Origin of the sequence: Streptomyces sp. D2-8, from assembly GCF_023184515.1 — a bacterium.
Classification (GTDB): Bacteria; Actinomycetota; Actinomycetes; order Streptomycetales; family Streptomycetaceae; genus Streptomyces.
The window spans coordinates 55,090-72,733 of the sequence record NZ_JAAHBP010000012.1; the positions used below are offsets into that span (position 1 = coordinate 55,090).

Sequence of the window (17,644 nt, forward strand, 5' to 3'; positions counted from 1 at the left end):
CACCGCGAGGGGGCCGGTGCCGCGGGGGGGGGATGGGTCAGCGGAGCGCTTCGAAGACGCCCTGGCTGGTCTTGCTGTTGAGGACCTCGGTGAGGTCCTGGTTCTCCTTCGCCAGACGGTTGGCGGAGGTCACGTTCTCCTGGAGCGCGTCGACCATCTTGCTGATCTGGATGACGACCTTCTGCGCCTCGGCGTTCCAGCTGCGGAAGAGCTTCAGCAGGGCCTGGCCCTCGTCGCCGCCGACGCCCGAACGCGCGGCGATCTCGCCGACGTTGTTCTGGATCTTCTCGACCTGGTCGCGGGCCGACTCCAGGGAGGAGACGCCCCCCAGGCCCTTGGCATAGTCCGCTTTCCTCGCGGCGCTGTCCGCCATGTCGCGTTCCCTTCGTTCAAGCAAGTCTCGTCGTTCAAGCAAGTCTCGTCGCAGCGTTGCACGCTGAGGCTAAAGAGAACCCGGCGTTCCGCGCAACGCGATCCGTGAGTTTTTGAGCATCAGTCAGGCCGGCAGAATTCGCCCGTATCGCAACGGAGTTGTGTCTGGTTTGCCGCCAGATGAACAGGTGCTCCCGGCGTCCGGGCGGCAGGAACGTGAGACGTCCCGCGGGCAGCCCGTGATTCGGGCGGAAAGCGGGCACGGGGAACGGGCAAACGGTCATCGGGAAGGACCGTTTCCGGCGTGGGCGCACACACGGGATTCCCCGCACCCGACCGGCCGGGATATTTGAGCTTTTCCTGAGCTTTCATCTGGCTCGAATTCTTCCCGATCCCGGCCGCCTTTTCTCGTCCCCGGCGCTCCCTGGGGTGCTTGCCGCGATCAGCCTGCGGTGCCGGCCGTGCGAGCGGTGCCCGCCGCGTCCGCCTTGCCGCCCTTGTCCGGCTCTGCCTCGCACGCGGGAGCCGTGACCTTGGGCGGGACCACGCCCGAGGCGGCGGCCGGGTCGAGGTCCGCTCCGGTCGGGAGGGCCGCGAGCAGCGTCGCCGGGACCGAGCCGATGTCCGAGGCCCCGAATCCGAGGGCCGCCAGCGAGTCCTTGGCGGACACGCGGTACTTCACCCCGTTCTCCGCCACCAGGTAGGTGGTCCCCGCGTGGGCGGCGCCGCTCGCGTTCAGCGCCCTGACCAGGGCGCCGCTGCCGGGCCGTACCACCGTGGCGTCCGTCGGCGCGCACGCCGGCTCCAGCGGCTCGGCGGTGCCGTCCGGCACGGCGACCGGGGCGAGCCGTGCCAGCGGGACCAGCACCGACCTGATCCGGGCACCTCCGTCGTCGCCGTCCACCTGGGCGCAGAGCGCGCTGCCGCGCGGCGCGGACTGCGGGACGGGCGGCGCGTCCGGCAGCTCCGCGGATCCGGCCGGGCCCGCGTCCTTCGCCCGGTGCTCGCGCAGCGCGTCCGCGCCGACGGTGCGCACCTCGGGCGAGCGCCCCTGGTAGGCGTCCTTCTGGGTGGCCGGGTCGCCCAGCACCAGGGCGGCGCCGAGCCGGGTCAGCGGCACCAGGCCGTCCTCACGCAGCAGGTGGTAGGTGCTGCCGCCGCCGGGCACGCTGACCTTGAACAGCTGGCCGATCCGGCTGGCCTCGCCGCCGAGCACCGGGCCCTCCTCGCCGCGTCCCGGGACCGCGGGGGGCTTCAGCGCGGGACCGGGTGCCAGCGCGTCGAGGAAGGCCGCCGAGACCGGCATGGGCCGTTCGGCGCCGTAGCCGAGGGCGTTGCGGGCGTCGGAGGCGCGGTCCAGCGGCAGCCTGCTCCCCCGCCACACCAGGTACTCGGTGTCGTCCGGGCCGCGCACCAGCACCCCGCGGTCGCCGCCGACGGCGCGGGAGTCCACGGGCGCCCCGGCGACCACGGTGGTGGCCCCGGGCTTGTCCACGCCGGTGCTCGCCACGGCACCGGAGGTGTCGGGCAGCGCCCCGTCCGGCCCGGTCACGCACATGTGCCAGGGGCCGTCGTCGAGTCCGCCGGGCTCGGGCACGGCGTCCGGGGCGCCGGGGAGGCCGACCGGGCTGCCCACCGGGACGTCCCGCAGGGAGGCGGTTCGGACGTCCGCGGTCGGCAGGTCGGCGCCACCTATCAGCCGCGCCGACGCGTAGTTGCGCACCGGGTGCAGCACGCCGTCGGTGCCGGTCCACAGGTACCGGGCGCCGGTGTCACGGTTGACCACCAGGTGCTCGCCGTCGCGCCAGCCGTCGTTCCCGCCGGGCCGCAGCAGGCCGTAGACGGTGGCGCCGGCGCCGATCAGGACGGTGGCCAGGAGGCCGAAGACCACGCCGCGGGTGGTGCGTCCCAGCGGGCTCTCCGGGGCGTCCGGGTCGGCCATGAGCAGGCCCGAGCTGAGCCTGCCCATCATGAAACTGTGGGCGTGTACCTGGTCGCGTTTGGACTGCACGGCCGCTTCTCAACTCCTCTTCGATGTGACGGCGTTCAGGGGCGCTCAGCCGAACAGGCCGCGCAGCCAGCCGAAGAGCCCCGCGGTCCAGAGGCTGAGCGGCAGCAGCGCCACCGCGAGGCCGGTGTGGGCCAGTTCCGCGGCACGGCCCCAGTACGGCAGCATCCGGCGGCCGGGCACCGTCCAGGCGGCGACCACGAGTGCGGCCGCGGCGGCGAGCAGCACCGCGAGGACCACCAGGCGCCCGTTGCCGTCGCTGTCGACGGCCCAGGCGCGGGCGAGCAGCAGCAGCCCCCACACGCCGGGCACCGTCAGGGTCAGCCGCTGCCCGATGTGCACCAGGCCGCGGGAGTGCAGGAGCAGCAGCACGCTCAGGGTGAGGGAGGTCAGCACCTCGGGCAGGTTCGGGTGCTCGGCGAGGACCACCAGGGCGGCCGCGGCGATGACGCCGGTGGCGGCGAAGAGTGCGGTGACCCAGCGCCCGGCCAGCTCGGTGCGCTCGGCGACCTCGCTGCCCGCGTAGGGCTCGATGCCCTCCTGGAGCTGGCTGGCGGAGGACGGCAGCGCGGGCATCCGCATCCCGGCCAGCTTGAAGGCGAACGGTGCCACCACCCCGGCGGCGAGGGCGGCCACCGCCGCCACCAGCGCCACCGCGGCGGGCACGTGCAGGCCCGTGTAGCCGATCAGGGCTCCGGTGGTCGCGGTGGCCACCGCGACCACCGCGGTGGCCAGCAGGGCCGGGGCCCCGACGGCGGTGGCGGCGAGCGCGAGCACCGCGCCGCCCGCGCCCGCCGCGCCCGCGGCGAGCAGCCGCGCGCCGGCCACCCGCGCCGCGTCCGGGCCGGTCAGCTCGCCGCCGGGCAGCAGCCAGCCGGCCAGTGCCAGGCTGGGCGCGACCAGCAGGCCGAGCGCGGTGGCGGAGAGCCGGTCGCCGACCGCGCGGCTGGCCGAGCCCGCGCCCGCGAGCAGCAGCAGCCCGATCACGGCCGCACACAGCGCACGGGCGGAGTCGGAGCCGGTCACGCCGGGCCGGAGCACCAGGGCGAGGGCGGCCAGGACGGTCGCCACCACGGCGCCCACGAGGAACCCGCGGGCCGCCCCGGGGTTCCAGGTGTGCAGCCGCCGGCCGGCGGTGTCGGCTATCCCGTCCACCAGGTCGTCGAGCCGGGCCTCGGGCAGCGCCTCGGTGTGCGGGCGCAGATAGAGCACGGCGCCGTCGGCGAGCCCGGCACGGCCGAGGGTGGTCTCCTCGTCGAGGGGGGCGTCGCCGAGCACTTGGAGCACCCAGCCGGCGTGGTCGAGTCCGGCTTCCTCGGCCTCCTCGCCGACGTAACGCAGCAGCGTGGGCAGGAGGTCGGCGACCGGCACGTCGGCGGGCACGGCCAGATCGACGGAGACGCTCGGCGCACGTACGGTCAGGCGGCACAGTTCGGCCACCGCGCTGTCGGTCATCAGCTGAACTCTCGTCTTCCGTGGGGGCTTCGACCGGAGGACTTTCTCCGGCAGAGCGAACGTGCGAAGAGTACGGAAAGCCCGCGCGGCCGTGAACAGGGGGGCCGGACAAGGGAATTGCGCTCCCGCTGCCCGCTGCCGCCTCCCGCGTGGACAGGGCGCGTTCCGTGAATGCAGACTACTGCCTACGCCCGCCGGATCGTGCTGCGGACCGGACTGCCCGTCCGGTATGGAGTTGACCGTCACGGGAGTCGGCCGTCCCCCGCAATCCGCCCGAAACATTCCTCCGGCGTTCACCGCCTCGCGGGAGCCCGGAGAATCGGCGCGGTCCGGTGTTTCCCGCTCCCGGGTGCGCCGGTATTCGGCGCGGGCCGGAAAGCCAGTGAAACCGGAGGTTTCGTTCCTTGAGTGTGGTGCTGTTTCGCCGGCCGGCCCGCAGGCGCGGACCGGAGATGCCCGAGGGGCAGTTGACCCTCCAGGAGCCGCCGGTCCTCGCGGAGACGGTGCCGGACACCTCGGCCGTGTGGACCTACCTGCCGATGGCGCTGATGTCGGTCTCGATGATGCTGATGTTCCTGCGCCCCGGCGGTGGGAACGGCGTCTTCATGTATCTGGCGATGGGCGTCATGGCGCTCTCCGCCGGTGCCATGCTGCTGGGTCAGCTGATGCGCCGCTCCAGCGAGCGCAAGCAGCGCCTCAAGGGCGAACGCCGCGACTACCTGCGCTACTTGGCGCAGACCCGCAAGCGGGTCCGGGCCACCATCGCCGAGCAGCAGCGGGCGCTCGCCTGGCGCCACCCGGAGCCCGCCTCGCTGCGGTCACTGGCCCGCACCTCGCGGCTGTGGGAACGCCGCCCGGCCGACGAGGACTTCGGCGAGGTCCGGATCGCGGTCGGCGAGCAGCAGCTCGCACTCACCCTGAACCCGGTCTCCACCCGGCCCGTGGAGGACCTCGAACCGCTGTGCGCGCACGCCCTGCGCCGCTTCATCCGCGCCTACTCCACCATCCCCGAGCAGCCCCTGGGCCTGTACCTGCGCTCCTCGGCCCGGGTCCTGCTGCGCCCCGAGGAGGCGTCCGGCGGGGAGTCCGCCACGCCGGGCACCGCGCCGGGCGAGGCCGACACCGAAGCGGTACGCGCCCTGGTGCGCGCCGTGCTCGGCCAGCTCGCGCTCTTCCACGCCCCCGAGGAGCTGTGGATCGCCCTGTGCGTGAGCGACGAGCGCCGCTCCGACTGGGAGTGGGTGAAGTGGCTGCCGCACGCGCTGCACCCGCACGAGGAGGACGGTGCCGGTCAGGCCCGCCGCATCACCGGCGACCTCACCGAGCTGGACGACCTGCTCGGCGCCGAGTTCGCCGAACGCCCCGGCTTCGACCCGGACGCCCGTCCCGGCCGCGACGAGCCGTACACGGTCGTCGTCCTGGACGGCGTCACCGTCCCCGAGGGGCACCGCTGGGAGGGGCACGGCTACCGCAACGCCCTGGCCCTCGACGTCTCCGGGGCGCTGCGCTGGCGCCCCGGCCGCAACACCCTGCGGATGACCGTGGGGGCGGACCGGGTGAGCCTGGTGCGCACCGACCGCAGCCGCAAGGAGCGCACCGTGCCGCTCGGCCGGCCGGACCGGCTCGGCCCGCTCGGCGCGGAGTCCCTGGCCCGGCTGCTCACCTCGCGCCGGATCAGCCTGGGCACCGACATCGCGCAGCCGCTGGACACCGACGTGGAGCTGACCACCCTGCTCGGCATCCCCGACCTGCACCGGCACGACCCGCGCACCCTCTTCGAGCGGCACACCGGCTCCAGTCGGCTGCGGGTGCCGATCGCGGTCGGCGTGGACGGCCGTCCGGTGGAACTGGACATCAAGGAGTCGGCGCAGGGAGGCATGGGGCCGCACGGCATGCTCATCGGCGCCACCGGCTCCGGCAAGAGCGAGCTGCTGCGCACCCTGGTCCTCGGTCTGGCCCTGACGAACTCCTCCGAGACCCTCAACTTCGTCCTGGTCGACTTCAAGGGCGGTGCCACCTTCCTCGGTCTGGAGGAACTCCCGCACACCTCGGCCGTCATCACCAACCTGGCCGACGAAGTCGCCCTGGTGGAGCGCATGCAGGACGCCCTGCACGGCGAACTCATCCGCCGCCAGGAGCTCCTGCGGGCCGCAGGCAACCACACCTCGGCCCTGGAGTACGAGCGGGCCCGCGCCGCCGGGGCCGATCTGGCACCGCTGCCCAGCCTGTTCGTGGTGGTCGACGAGTTCAGCGAACTCCTCTCCGCACACCGGGAGTTCATGGACCTGTTCGTGATGATCGGCCGTCTCGGGCGTTCACTCGGGGTGCATCTGCTGCTCGCCTCGCAGCGCCTGGACGAGGGCCGCATGCACCAGTTGGAGAGCCATCTGTCGTACCGCGTCGGCCTGCGGACCTTCTCCGCCATGGAGAGCCGCGGTGTGCTCGGTGTGCCGGACGCATACCAGCTGCCGGCCCAGCCCGGCAGCGGCTACCTGAAGTCCGGTGTGGAGGCCCTGACCCGGTTCCGCGCCGCCTACTCCTCCGGCACGTACCGGCGGCGCACCGGCGCGGTGGTACAGGCCCGGGTGGCCAGCCAGGTGGTGCCGTGGACCAGCGGCTGGGTGGTGCCGCGCACTCCGGACACGTCCGCCGAGCCGGAGCCGGAGACCGAGGAGACCGGTGCCGAGGAGACCCTCCTCGACGTGGCCCTGGACCGGCTGCGCGATTCCGGGCCCCCCGCCCACCAGGTGTGGCTGCCGCCGTTGGACGAGCCCTCCCCGCTGGACGCCCTGCTGCCGGGTATCGCCCCCGATCCCGAGCGCGGCCTGACCGCGGCGGGCTGGTCCGGGAACGGCAGGCTGCGGGTCCCGGTGGGCCTGGTGGACAAGCCCTTCGAGCAGCGCCGCGACCCGCTGGTCGTGGACCTCGCCGGGGCCGGCGGCCACGTGGCCATCGCGGGCGGCTCGCAGAGCGGCAAGTCGACCCTCGCCCGCACCCTGATCGCCGCGCTCGCCCTCACCCACACCCCCGCCGAGATCCAGTTCTACTGCCTCGACTTCGGTGGCGGCGGCCTCTCCCAGCTCGCCGCCCTGCCCCACGTCGGCGGCGTCGCGGCGCGGCTCAACCCGGAGCGGGTGCACCGGGCCGTGTCCGAGGTGATGACGCTGCTCGCCCGCCGTGAGCAGTTCTTCGTGGACCACACCCTCGACTCCATGCAGTCCTACCGCCGTCGCCGGGCCGCCGGGGAGTTCCCGGACGAGCCCTTCGGCGATGTGTTCATGGTGGTCGACGGCTGGTCCACGGTCCGCCAGGACTACGACGACCTGATCCCGAAGTTCAACGAACTCGCCGCCCGCGGCCTGAACTACGGCATCCACCTGATCATCACCACCACCCGCTGGGTGGAGTTGTCCGCCCAGGTCCGCGACCAGGCCGCCACCCGGCTCGAGTTGCGGATGGGTGACCCGATGGACTCCGAGATCGACACCCGCAAGGCACGGTCGGTGCCGCGCACCGGCGGCCGGGGAATCACCGCCGACAGCACGATGCACTTCCTCGCCGGGCTGCCCCGGCTGGACGGCAGCGGCTCCCTCGACGACCTCGGCGAGGGCGTGGCCCACCTGGTCGCCGAGGTCTCCCGGCACTGGACCGGCCCGGCCGCCCCGCAGGTCCGGATGCTGCCGCACCGGCTCCCCCTGGCCGAACTGCCCGCGCCCGAGGCCACCGAGGGCGGCGGCATGCGCCTCCCCCTCGGCATCGACCAGGACGCCCTGGAGCCGGTCTGGCACGAATTCAGCCGCACTCCGCACCTGATCGTGGTCGGCGACACCGAGAGCGGCAAGACGAACCTGCTGCGCCGCGTCACCGAGGGCATCACCTCCCGGTACGCCCCGCACGAGGCGAAGATCATCGCCGTGGACTACCGCCGCACCCTGGTGGACGCCGTCCCGCAGGAGTACCGCATCGGGCACGTGATCTCCCTGGACAGTCTCAAGGAGACCATCGACGGCGCGGCCCGCGCGCTGAAGACCCGCGTCCCGGGCGCGGACATCGCCCCCGCCCGGATGCGCCAGTGCGACTGGTGGACCGGCCCGCGGCTGTTCATCCTGGTCGACGACTACGACATGGTCTCCGGCAACTCCTTCCAGAGCCCCTTCGAGCCGCTCTTCGAGTACCTGACCCTCGGCTACGAGATGGGCCTGCACCTGGTCGTCGCCCGCAGCGCCATGGGGGCCGGCCGTGGCCTCGGCGACGGTCTGCTCCGCCGCCTCGACGAGGCCAACAACCCGGCGGTCCTGCTGTCCTGCCCGCCCACCGAGGGCCGCCTCTTCGGCGACGCCAAGCCGCTCAACCTGCCGCCGGGCCGTGCCCTGCACGTCGCCCGCCGCCGGGCTCGGTTGATGCAGACGGCGTTGGTGGAGGAGAGCTGAGGGGAACGCGGGCACGACGCAGGCGGGGAGCCACTTGAGTGGCTCCCCGCCTGCGTTCCGGGCCGTTCGGGACCGTTCCGGGAAGCGGCCCGGCCCTCGGCACACGGCAGGACGTGTCACGCACGCCCCGCCCCTGCGGATACCTGGCAGGCGCGCTCGCCGCGTCGTCGGGGCCCCGCGTACGCCCGGTGCGGGCACCTTCTTGCCTGCGGTCACACGCACCGGAACCCGCCGGGCGCCCGAAGGGCACGTGCTCCTCACCGCGACGCCCACCCGCGCGGTCCCACACCGGACGCAAGCCCCAGCGCAGCCCGACCGAAGGGCCGCACCGGGCGGGGCCGAGGCCCCGACGGGCGGCGCACCCCGGCGCCACTCGCGAACGGGCGAACGGTGTGGGCCGGGGCTCTGGCGCCCCGGCCGTCGGCTCAGTCGGTCTGTGTGCCGCCGCCCGCTCCCGCCGGGCGCCAGCCCCGGGCACGGGCCCGGGGAAGGACGAACGCGGCCCAGAGGGCGGCGAGGACGCCGGCGGAACCGGTCAGGACGAAGAGGGTGGCGCGGCCGGTGACGTGGTCCGCGGCGGAGGTGTCGCGGACGGTCACGGGCGCGTCGGCGCGCTCGGCGCCGGCCGGGTCTCCTGGGCCGTCGAGAACCGCGGTGACGGCGGCGTAGGGGTCCAGCTGGGGGATGTCGGCGGGGTAGGCGGTGGCGGTGAGGCGGCGGGCGACGGCGTCGGGAGTCTCGCCCGGGTGGGCGCCGCGGGCCACCGCGGCGGCCCCGGCGGCGTAGGCGGTGGCCACCGAGGCGCCGCCGCCGAGGTAGTGGCCCTCGCCGCGCGGGCCGCCGGAGACCACACCGGCGCCGGGCGCGGCCAGGTCGATGCCGGTGGTGGGCAGGGAGCCGTCCGGGCGGGCGCCGCCGGGGAGCATGTCGGCGACCGAGAGGACACCCGGTTCGCCCGCCGGCCAGTAGGTGCGGGAGGGGATCTCGTCGGTGCCGCCGCGCGGCGGGTCCGGGGTGGCCGCGGCGACCACCACCGCGCCCGCGCGGCGGGCCTCGGCGACCGCGCGGGTCAGTTCCGTGTCCCGGCGCGGCAGGGCCACCGCGACCGCGATCACCTCGGCCCGCGCCTCGCTCGCCCCGCGCAGCGCCGCCGCCACCAGACCGGCGTCGGCCCGGCCCTGCTGGTCGGTGCCGCGCAAGGCCAGGATTTCGGCGTCCGGGGCGACCCCGGCCAGGCTCGGGCTGTCCCCGCCGGACCCGGCGATCAGCCCGGCCAGGAAGGTGCCGTACCCGACGCAGTCGTCACCGGCCGCGCCCGGGGCGGTGACCCGGCCGTCGAGCCCGGCGGCACCGGGCGCGACACCGGTACCGATCAGGGCGACGGTCACGCCCGCGCCGGTGCCGTGCCGGTGCAGCCGGTCCAGGTCGAGTCGCTGGCGCGACCAGTCCTGCTTCTTCGCCTTCTCGCGGGAGGCGGGCGTGCAGGCCGCCTGCCCGGCCTCCGCGTCGAACGCGGAGGGCATGCCGGGCAGTTCCTGCCCCTTCTTGCCGTCGGCGGCCGGCACGCGTGCGGGCGGTGCCGCCGGGGCCGGAGCGGCCGTGGGCAGCAGCAGGGCGGCGGCGAGGCCGGCGCAGGACACCAGGCGACCGGCCGCGCGGGTGGGACGCCTCACCGGCCGGCCGCCTTCGGTGCCGCGGCGGCGACGTCCTCGGGAAGGAGGATGCGCAGGTCGTCCAGGGTGGGCGCGGCCAGCGAACTGAGCCGGCCCGCCTGGCGGGTGACCATCGACTCGACGACCTGCCGGGCCAGGCGGGCGTTGCCGAAGGCCCGGTCCCGGGGTAGTGCGTCGAAGTACTCCTTGAGCAGCGGGCCGGTGCCGGGGCCGCATTCGTAGCCCATGCTCGCGGCCTGGGAGCGCACGATGGTGACCAGTTCCTCGGAGGAGTAGTCGGCGAAGGTGATCCGGCGCGGGAAACGGGAGGACAGGCCCGGGTTGGAGGCGAGGAAGCGTTCCATCTCGTCGGTGTAGCCGGCGACGATGACCACCACCTCGTCGCGGTGGTCCTCCATCAGCTTCAGCAGGGTGTCCACCGCCTCCTGGCCGAAGTCGGCGCCGCCGCCGCGCGGGGTGAGGGTGTACGCCTCGTCGATGAACAGCACGCCGCCGCGGGCCCGTTCGAAGACCTCGCGGGTGAGCTGGGCGGTGTGGCCGATGAAGCGGCCGACCAGGTCCGCGCGGGCCGCCTCGACCAGCTGGCCCCGCTCCAGGATGCCGAGCTGGGTGAGGATCTGCCCGTAGAGGCGGGCGACGGTGGTCTTGCCGGTGCCGGGCGGGCCGGTGAAGACCAGGTGGTGGCTGAGCGAGGGCACGGGCAGTCCGGCGGCGGCGCGGTGGCGGGCCGTGGTGATGAGGTTGACCAGGTCCGCGACGTCGCGCTTCACCTCGGCCAGGCCGACCATGTCGCCGAGGCGGGTCAGCGGGTCGTCGTCGGGGGCGGTGGTCTCGGCGGCCTGCGCGGCGGCGGTGGCGGAGACGTCCTCCGGCAGCAGCAGCCGCAGGTCGCGCTCGCCGACCTGCGCCTGGGAGGCGAGGCGGACCGCCTGCCGGTCCACCATCTCCTCGAACACCCCGCGCGCGGCACGGCCGTTGCCGAAGCCGGAGTCCCGCGGCATCGCCTCGAAGTGCGCGGCCAGCGCCGCCGCGGTGCCCTCGCCCAGTTCGTACTGGTGCTGGGCGCACATGTTCTCCATGATCGCGACCAGTTCGGGCACCGAGTAGTTCTCGAACTGGACGGTCCGCGAGAAGCGGGAGGCCAGGCCGGGGTTGGAGCCGAGGAAGGACTCCATCTCCCGGGAGTATCCGGCCGCCACGACCACCACGTCGTCGCGGTGGTCCTCCATCAGCTTCAGCAGGGTGTCCACGGCCTCGCGGCCGAAGTCGGCGCCGCCGTTGCCGCTGTCCGCGGTGAGCGTGTACGCCTCGTCGATGAACAGCACGCCGCCGAGGGCCCGTTGGAAGGTCTCGGTGGTCTTGATCGCGGTGCCGCCGACGACCTGTGCGACCAGGTCCGCGCGCGAGACCTCCACGAGGTGCCCGCTGCGCAGCGAACCCAGTTCGGCGAGGATCGCCCCGTAGAGGCGGGCGACGGTGGTCTTGCCGGTGCCGGGCGGCCCGGCGAAGATCAGGTGCCGGCTCATCGGCGGTGCGGGCATGCCGAGTTGCTCACGGCGCTGGGCGAGCTGGGTCAGGTTGACCAGGGTGCCCACCTGCTGCTTGACGTTCTCCAGGCCGATCAGCGCGTTGAGGGCGCCGAGCGGGCCGTCGGCGCGGTCCGGCGGGGGCGCGTCCGCGGCGCCGGAACCGGCCGGGTCGGTGTTCTCGGCGCTGCCGCTGCCCCAGGCGTCGCGCTTGCCGTTGCCGGTGCTGCTCAGGCCCTCCACGGCGAGCCGTTCGCCGGGCGCCGTCTGCACCAGGCCGCCGCCCTCGTTCTCCCGGGCGAGGCAGTTCACGAGCGAGACGGGCGCGGTGGACTCCACCCGGAAGCCGTCCTGGGCGCCGCCGGTCGCCTCACAGCCGCTGAGTGAGGCGAGCGCGCCCTCACGGAGCAGGAAGCCGTGGCCTCTGGGGGCGTGCACGGCGGTGCGGTTGGCGGTCAGTTCGCCGCCCGCGGCCACCACCACGCCGTCCTCCCCGGACCTCTCGACGCGGAAGTCGCGGACCGTGACGCTGCCGCCGTCCTCCACGACCAGGCCGCTGACCACCGCCTCGGAGACCCCGCCGCCCGCCAGGTAGAGCGTGCTGCCGGAGGCCACCCGCACACCCGAGCCGCCCGGCCGTACGACCTCGCAGTCCTCGATCCGGCCCCGGGCGTCCTTCGCGGCCGCGATGCCGTCGCCGGAGGGCTCCACCAGCCGGGCCCGGCGCAGCAGCGGGTTGGAACCGGCGCGCACGGCGACCGCGGGCGACCCGCCGATCACCTCAAGGCGGTCCAGTTCCGGCGCCGAGTCCTCCTCCAGGAGCAGCCCCGTGTCCTCGCAGTCGCGGACCGTCAGACCGGTCAGGGCCGGGGAGGCGGCCCCGGCGACCCGCAGGGCCGCGCCCTGCGCGCCGTCCACCCAGCAGTCCTCGAAGGTGCCGCGCGCCCGGTCGGTGACCAGCACGCCGTGGCCGCGGGTGCGCGAGACGCGGCAGCGGCGCAGCACCGGGTCGGTGCCTCCGGCCAGCGCGATCCCGTTCCCGGAGGCCCCCGTGACGCGGACGTCCTCCAGCGTCGTACGCCCGGCGCTGCTCAGGTGCACGCCCGTGCTCGTGTCGTGCACCACCGTGCGGACCACCGTCAGGGAGCAGTTCTGCTCCAGGGCGAGGGACGGCTTGTCGGTGGAGGAGATGTCGCAGTCCTCGACGGTGCCGCGTGCCTCGCCGTTGGCGAGCAGGCCGTTGCCGCGGGCGCCGCGCACCGTGCAGCTGCGGATACGTGCCTCGCCCTGCTCGGCGAGGACCAGGCCGCTGGTGCCCAGGTGTTCGAGGGTGCAGGACTCCACGGTCGTGGGCGTGGTCGAGGTGACCACGATGCCGGCGCCCTGTGGATTACTCACCCGGCAGTCCCGCAGCGCGAGCGAACCGGTGCCCCCGGCCAGCATCGCGGTCCAGGCGGCGCCGGCGACCTCGCAGCCGTCGAGCGCGGCCTGCCCGCGCCGCACGTCCACGGCCGGCAGCTCGGCGTCGCCGCCGCGCAGGGTCAGTTCGGACAGCATCACGGCGTCGGCGCGCAGCGCGAGCACACTGCCCGAGCGCGGCCGGATCTCCACGGTGCCCCGCCCCTCGGCGGCGGTGAGGGTGACCCGGGTCTGGATCACCAGGTTCTCGGCGTACGTCCCGGGCCGGACGCTGATCAGCGCGCCGGTACGGGCAGCCGCGAGTGCCTCACCGATCGTCCGGTAGCGGTCCCGGTCCCCGGGACCGACCGTCAGTACCTGGCGCGACACGCACCAACCTCCTTGCCACGGGGGCGTCTTCAGCGGGCGCCCCCTTCGCCGGGGGCACGTGTCGGCGAACCGACGGTGCCATCATGCCCCGCCCACGGGGCGGGCGGATGCCGGGAGCGGTGCTCCCGGTACGGGGGCGCCCGTCAGGCGCTCCACTTCTGGGTGTCGGCGCCGTTGCAGCTCCACAGCTGCAGCCAGGCCCCGTTGTCCCGGTTGTTGTCCCTGATGTCGACACACTTGCCGACCACGGTGTTGACCAGGTCGTGACTGCCGTTCAGCGCGAACTTCTGGGCGGCGTTGCCGTTGCACCAGGCGATCTGGAGGGGGGTGCCGTCGTTGAAGTTCGCGTTGGCCACGTCCAGGCACTTGTCCTTGACGCGGATGGTGCCGTCGGAGGCGAACCGCCACTGCTGCGCCGCGCTGCCGTTGCAGTCCCACACGAACAGCTTCGCGCCGTCACTGAAGTCGCTCCAGGGTACGTCGACGCAGCGGCCGGAGAGATGGCTGCGCAGGGAGACGGGAGCACTGAACGTCACGCCCGAACCGCCCCCCGCGGGACGGCTCTTGGCGCTGTTGCCGGCCTTCGTTCCGCTGTCCTGCTTCTTCTTCGGCGGGTCGTTCCGGTCGGCGTCCTTCTGCGACCCGCCCTTGTCCGGGCTCTCGGCCTCGCCCGCGCCGGCCTTCTCCGCCGGGGCGGACGCGCTGCTCTCCCGGACCGGCTTCTGCGGCTTGTTCCCGTTCTTGCCAGAGTCCTTCTCGCGGGCGCTCGGCGAGCTGCTGCCGGACTCGGTCACCGCGAACTCACCCGGTGCCTCCTGCCCGCTCCCGCCGAGCACGGTTCCCGCCGACGCCGACCTCTCGCGGTCCTTGTCGTCGTGCCCGCCGAGCACCAGGAACGGCACCGACACGAGCAGCGCCCCCGCGACCGCGGCACCGGCCAGCACCGCCTTGCCCGGCCGTCCCACGGGTCCGGTCTGCTGCGGCCGGTCGATCGCGGTCGCGGTCATGGTCCGTACGAGGGCGGGCAGCCGGCTCTTGGCCGCCGCTGCCGCACCGGGGTCGGTGTCGGGCTCTGCTTCGGCTTCGGCTGTATCGGTTCCGTTCTCGGGCTCGGGCTCGGCTTCAGGTCCGGTTCCGGTTGTCCCGGTCTCGGTGACCTGCGTACCGGTCGCGGCACTGGTGCCGCTGCTCGTCGGCGAGGGCTCGGGCTTCGCGTTCGACCTCGGGGAGCCGGAAGGGTCCTGCACGGGCTGGGAGTTGCCTTCCGAGGCCGCGGGGTTGCCTTCCGAGGTCGGGGAGTTCCCCTCCGCACGCTCGCCGGCGGCAGCGCCGGCGGTGGTTGTCACGGCCTCGGCCGTCTCCTCGCCGCCGGAACCGGACTCCGCCCCTGCGGGCGTGGGGGATTGCTGGGCCGAGCGCGTCACAGTGACCTCCCTGCGGTGTGGGGCCGGGGTTCGGGAGAGCTGTCGGTCCGGTCGGCGGAGACGGTCCCGGCCGGACCGCCGGCACGTTCTCCCTCGTCTCCCTCCGCCCGCACGGGACCGAGGAGACGGTCCGCCGGGACGAGCAGCGGAGCCGCGGCCCCGGCGTTGACCATCAGCAGAGTGTCCGCACCGCTCAGTGAACGGGCCAGCTCACGTGCCGGAAGTGTGTCATGCCGAAGTGCCTCGGACATGAACGCGTGTGCCGCCGAGGTGAACAGCAGCACCACCGGCGCTCCGTCCCGCCCGGCGGCCGTGAGCGGTCCGCCGTCCGTCCCGCGCACCAGCATGACCTCCGCCTCCGCGAGCGCCGCGACGGCCTCGTCCACCGAGCCGTAACCGGTGGCCGCCCGCTGTGCCGCCGCGTCCACCGGGTCGGTGGCCTCGGGCCAGCCGAGCATCCTGGGCGAGGGCCGGTATGCCGGGTTGGCGCGGTACTCGCCCACATCCCCGCCCTCGTCCGACCGCCACTCCCCCAGCACCGCCCACTCCGGCGGCGTCCGCTCCTCGGTCCACTCGGGGTCCGCCATCCCGATCCAGTGGCCCGGTGCCCGGCGGGCGGCGGCCCGTACGGCTTCGGGTACCTCGGGGTCGCCGGTGGGCTCGTCGGCATCGGTGACGGAGGGCTCCGCGGGGCGGGCACCATGCCTGCCCTCTTGCCGTTCTCCGGGCCGCATCTCCACCTGAACTCTTGGGTCCGTACGAATACTTGGTCGGGCGGGCGGTATGTGCGCGCATGCCGACACTGATCAGATCGGGGGGTCAACAGAATGCCACACGAGCCCTGCCCGTAGACGCTCCGGGATGATCCGTATCGGACTCGAGCGTGCCCGTTTACTGCCCGTTCCGAGAACTTTCCGGGAGCAGTGAGGCGCGGGCGGACAAAGTGACGGGCCGGTTGGGGCGGGAGGAGCGGGTGTCGCCCCCGGGACGGGCTAAGTTGGGTACGGCAGCGACCCCGTCGGCGTACGCCCCGCGGCGGGAAGAAGGCGCGATCGGTCAGCGGCCGCCACCGCGGCAGGTCGCACGGAACGCGGCGACCGGGACCGACCCGAACCGGCTCGCTCGCCTCCGCGCGGCACCCGCCCGGCATCCGCCCGACGCCGGCCGGAGACACCGGCGTTCGACCGGCCCGGCTGCCGTGCGGGCCCCGCCCACCATCGACAGCTCCGCCACCGAGGAGGAGTACCGCATGTCCCCCCAGCACCAGGACCCCGGCGCGAACGCGGAGGCGGCAACCGCCCGCGGAGGGGAGGCCGGGGCCCCGCCCACGCCCTCCGCTCCGGACGAGAACGCGCCGGGCACGGCCGCCGCCCCCGGGTCGAAGTCCGGCAGCACCCCGGCGGGAGAGGCCGCCCCCGAGGGCAAGCCCGCCACCATGCCGGCGGGAGAGCCTGCCACCGGGCCGCAGTCCGGCCCCGAGTCGCAGTCCAGCTCCGAGCCGGAGTCCGGCCCCGACCCGGCCCATGAGCCCGCCGCCCCGGCTTCCGCGCCCACCGCGGCGTCCGGTGAACGCGCCGCCTCGACCAGTGAACCCGCGGCCCGCGCCGGCGACCCCGCCCCGTCCCCGGCCGCCGCCCGAGTCGCCCGAGCGCCCGAGGAAGGCATCGCCGTAGTGGCGGCGGCCACGGCGCCGCCCGGCGTCACGACCGGCACCGGCACCGGGCGTCCCCGCAAGCCGGTCCTGGCGGGCGCCGCGATCCTCGGTGCCGCCCTGGTCGCGATACCGCTGCTGCTGGCCGGAAGCGCGAACGACGACGGACCCCGCGACTCCGCCAAGGGGCCGGCCGCGGCCGGCTCCGACACGGTCCTGAACCCGAACACGGCCCCCGCCGGGCTCGACGACTACGTGGCCGAGAAGCCGAGTTCGTCCCCGACCGGGAAGAAGCCGGAGAAGAGCGAAGCCCCGAAGGCTGTCGCCCCGCCCCCCGCCGCACCCGCGCCCTCGAAGAGCGACGCGCCCGAGAAGAAGTCCACTCCCAAGGCGAAGCCGAAGCCGAAGCCCAAGCCGCCCCCACGGCCGAAGTGGAGCACGGAGACCGTCCACGCGACCAGCGTCCTGGAGGTCAACCAGGCCTGGACCACCAACCGCATCCGCATGGTCATGCAGACCGACGGCAACCTGGTGGTCTACAACGAGCACGGCAAGCCCACCTGGGCGTCCATGACCTTCGGCCAGAACCACCGGGCGATCTTCCAGAGCGACGGCAACCTCGTCATCCACAACGGCGACGACCGCCCCATCTGGGCCTCCAAGACCCACGGCCACGAGGGCGCCCAGCTGGTCCTGAGGACCGACGGCAAGGTGGTCGTCGTGCACAACGGCGGTGTGATCTGGTCGACCTGACGACCTGACACCTGACATCGCAGGGCTCGTCCGACGGTCCCCGGCCCGGCCGTCGGACGAGCGCGACATCGATGCCGCTCAGCCGTCACCCCGGAACATCCCCTCCTCCAGGGCGAGTCGTCGACGTTGCCGAGGAAGCCGATCCGGCGGTGGCCGTGACGGACCAGCGCGCGCACCGCCGTCGCCCCGCACCGGCAAGGCGCGCCGAGTCCGCTGTCCAGGAGCGGCGGCCGGGTTCGCTGTGCGGGCCCGGCCGGTGCCGCGTCAGGGGGCCGAAACCGGGTCGAGGAAGGTCAGCACCGAGGCGTCCTCCTCGATCAGCGGGGTGAGGGCGGCGTTGAACGGGCCGCCGTACGGAGCCTTCAGGTGTACCTGGAAGGCGTCCTCGTCCCGGTACGCCTCGAAGATCCAGTAGGCGCGGGGGCTGGATTCCTTGGTGTAGACGTCGAAGGCGAGGTTGCCCTCCTCCTGACGGACCTTCTCGGCGTACTCCAGGATCATGCGTGCGACTTCGTCCTCAGCTCCCTCGCGGGCGGTGAACTCGGCGAGCAGGGTCTTCGTCAT

Annotated in this window: 10 protein-coding genes; 2 read left to right on the forward strand and 8 right to left on the reverse strand. The window is 74.2% G+C overall.

The window, feature by feature from the left end:
• Window positions 1–37: 37 nt before the first annotated feature.
• The 3 genes from G3I77_RS21600 to eccD form a co-directional block, all read right to left on the reverse strand.
• Window positions 38–373 carry a hypothetical protein gene (locus G3I77_RS21600; protein WP_248506203.1) on the reverse strand — a complete coding sequence of 112 codons (336 nt, stop codon included), beginning with the start codon at window positions 371–373 and terminating at the stop codon, window positions 38–40.
• A 441-nt stretch (window positions 374–814) separates the two neighbouring features.
• Complete coding sequence (eccB, locus tag G3I77_RS21605) at window positions 815–2,383, reverse strand: type VII secretion protein EccB (RefSeq protein ID WP_248506205.1); 1,569 nt, start codon at window positions 2,381–2,383, stop codon at window positions 815–817.
• A gap of 45 nt (window positions 2,384–2,428) precedes the next feature.
• Complete coding sequence (gene eccD / locus G3I77_RS21610) at window positions 2,429–3,835, reverse strand: type VII secretion integral membrane protein EccD (RefSeq protein ID WP_248506207.1); 1,407 nt, start codon at window positions 3,833–3,835, stop codon at window positions 2,429–2,431.
• A gap of 404 nt (window positions 3,836–4,239) precedes the next feature.
• On the opposite strand from eccD, the gene eccCa reads away from it, so the two are divergent.
• Window positions 4,240–8,265 (forward strand): type VII secretion protein EccCa, encoded by a 4,026-nt coding sequence (eccCa, locus tag G3I77_RS21615; RefSeq protein WP_248506209.1) that lies wholly within the window; start codon window positions 4,240–4,242, stop codon window positions 8,263–8,265.
• A 425-nt stretch (window positions 8,266–8,690) separates the two neighbouring features.
• Here the strand turns inward: eccCa and G3I77_RS21620 are convergent, their stop codons facing one another.
• The 4 genes from G3I77_RS21620 to G3I77_RS21635 all read right to left on the reverse strand — a co-directional run bounded on the left by G3I77_RS21620 (window position 8,691) and on the right by G3I77_RS21635 (window position 15,410).
• Complete coding sequence (locus tag G3I77_RS21620; RefSeq protein WP_248506210.1) at window positions 8,691–9,938, reverse strand: S8 family serine peptidase; 1,248 nt, start codon at window positions 9,936–9,938, stop codon at window positions 8,691–8,693.
• Window positions 9,935–13,252 (reverse strand): right-handed parallel beta-helix repeat-containing protein, encoded by a 3,318-nt coding sequence (locus tag G3I77_RS21625; protein WP_248506212.1) that lies wholly within the window; start codon window positions 13,250–13,252, stop codon window positions 9,935–9,937. Before G3I77_RS21625 ends, G3I77_RS21620 begins: the two co-directional genes overlap by 4 nt.
• Window positions 13,253–13,395: 143 nt before the next feature.
• Window positions 13,396–14,598: a ricin-type beta-trefoil lectin domain protein gene (locus G3I77_RS21630; RefSeq protein ID WP_248506214.1), complete on the reverse strand. Its 1,203-nt coding sequence runs from the start codon at window positions 14,596–14,598 to the stop codon at window positions 13,396–13,398.
• A gap of 74 nt (window positions 14,599–14,672) precedes the next feature.
• Window positions 14,673–15,410 carry a type VII secretion system-associated protein gene (locus G3I77_RS21635; protein WP_248506528.1) on the reverse strand — a complete coding sequence of 246 codons (738 nt, stop codon included), beginning with the start codon at window positions 15,408–15,410 and terminating at the stop codon, window positions 14,673–14,675.
• A 515-nt stretch (window positions 15,411–15,925) separates the two neighbouring features.
• On the opposite strand from G3I77_RS21635, the gene G3I77_RS21640 reads away from it, so the two are divergent.
• Window positions 15,926–17,080, forward strand: coding sequence for a mannose-binding protein (locus G3I77_RS21640; RefSeq protein WP_248506216.1), 1,155 nt, complete (start codon window positions 15,926–15,928; stop codon window positions 17,078–17,080).
• A 264-nt stretch (window positions 17,081–17,344) separates the two neighbouring features.
• On the opposite strand, the gene G3I77_RS21645 is transcribed toward G3I77_RS21640, so the two are convergent.
• Window positions 17,345–17,644 carry a putative quinol monooxygenase gene (locus G3I77_RS21645; protein ID WP_248506218.1) on the reverse strand — a complete coding sequence of 100 codons (300 nt, stop codon included), beginning with the start codon at window positions 17,642–17,644 and terminating at the stop codon, window positions 17,345–17,347.

Excerpts from the sequence above, each read along its gene's own strand:
- G3I77_RS21600 (WP_248506203.1), bottom strand. The coding sequence starts at position 373 with ATGGCGGACAGCGCCGCGAGGAAAGCGGACTATGCCAAGGGCCTGGGG.
- eccD (WP_248506207.1), bottom strand. The coding sequence starts at position 3,835 with ATGACCGACAGCGCGGTGGCCGAACTGTGCCGCCTGACCGTACGTGCG.
- G3I77_RS21635 (WP_248506528.1), bottom strand. The coding sequence starts at position 15,410 with ATGCGGCCCGGAGAACGGCAAGAGGGCAGGCATGGTGCCCGCCCCGCG.
- G3I77_RS21640 (WP_248506216.1), top strand. The coding sequence starts at position 15,926 with ATGTCCCCCCAGCACCAGGACCCCGGCGCGAACGCGGAGGCGGCAACC.
- G3I77_RS21645 (WP_248506218.1), bottom strand. The coding sequence starts at position 17,644 with ATGACGAAGACCCTGCTCGCCGAGTTCACCGCCCGCGAGGGAGCTGAG.